We start from the raw sequence: 1,163 nt of genomic DNA, 5'->3' as shown, positions 1-1,163 counted from the left end.
GGCGGAAGGGGTTGCGCCGGGGGGTCCGAGCCGGGTCGATCCATCCCGGTGGGATCCATTCGGGGATGCCGTCGCCACCGAACTGGATCTCCCAGTCGCTATGATGTGACAGGCGGTGATGCCGGCCGCATACCAGTGTGAGGTTGTCCAGGGCGGTACGACCCCCCTGCGACCATTCGATCACGTGGTGGGCTTCGCACCAGCCCGACGGCCGGTCACAGCCCGGGAAGGAACAACAGCGGTCCCGGACGGCCAGCGCCCGGCGCAGGCCGGGGGGCACGATCCGCTGGCTGCGACCCACATCCAACGGCACCCCGGCAGGGCCGAGCAGAACCCGGGTGATCTCAGCGTCGCAGCGCAGCCGGGCCAGGACCGCAGCGGGTAACGGAAGGCCCCAGCTGGTCTGCGCGGGCGCCGCGCCGGGTTCACCGAGAAACGCGGACAGCGGCGCCAGCACAGCGATGTGAGGGCGTTGCCCGCCCTGGGTGGGCAGGGTTCCGGTGTCCAACGCCCGAGCGGTCAGCTCGACCAGCGCGTCGGCACGGCGGCGCGCCGCCGACCGGGTGTCCCGCGGCTCGTCACCACCCGCGCCGCCCACACTGCCGTCGCCGATGGTGCCGATGGTGGCCGCACCGTCGTCGTCGGCACCGCTCGTGCCGCTGGTGGGCCGGGGGGCCGCGAGCGGGTCGAGTGCCGCCCGCAGCATCGCGGCGGCCTCGGCGTCCAGCGTGCCGCGGATCCGGGTGGTGCCCGCCCCGGTATCGGTCAGCCACAGCTCCCGCACGTCGGCCGGATCCTTCTCCTGACCCGGCTCCGGGTCCTGATCGGCCAGCTGGGTGATCAGGAACGCGCCCAGCCGGGCCAGTTCCGCCGGGTCGAACACCTCGGCCTGGGCGAGCAGGAACGCCTCCGCCTCCCCGACCATCGCCGCCGGGGCACCCGCGGGTAGCCCGCGGATCGTTCGCACGATCGCCCACGCCTGCTCCGCGGAGATGCTCCCAGCGCGCAGGGCCTGCCCGGTCGCGGCCTGTGGCCCGTCCAGGGCGGCGGCGAGCTCGACGAGCATCCGGGCGTCCCCAGGACGTAGCCGCAGCCGATGGCGGAGCAGGGTGGCGGTGCTGGTGGCGCCGTGGCGGGCGGCGAGATCGCGGCCGTCGGCGTCC

At 74.5% G+C, this 1,163-nt stretch carries 1 protein-coding gene; it reads right to left on the bottom strand.

Going from position 1 to position 1,163, the window contains the following annotated elements:
* Positions 1-1,163 (bottom strand): HNH endonuclease signature motif containing protein (locus tag MJ785_RS16720; protein ID WP_239381679.1); only part of this gene is annotated, 1,163 nt, incomplete at both ends.

This window comes from Protofrankia sp. CiT1 (assembly GCF_917627335.1).
GTDB lineage: Bacteria > Actinomycetota > Actinomycetes > Frankiales > Frankiaceae > Protofrankia.
This window is presented reverse-complemented; position numbering and strand designations above follow the sequence as displayed.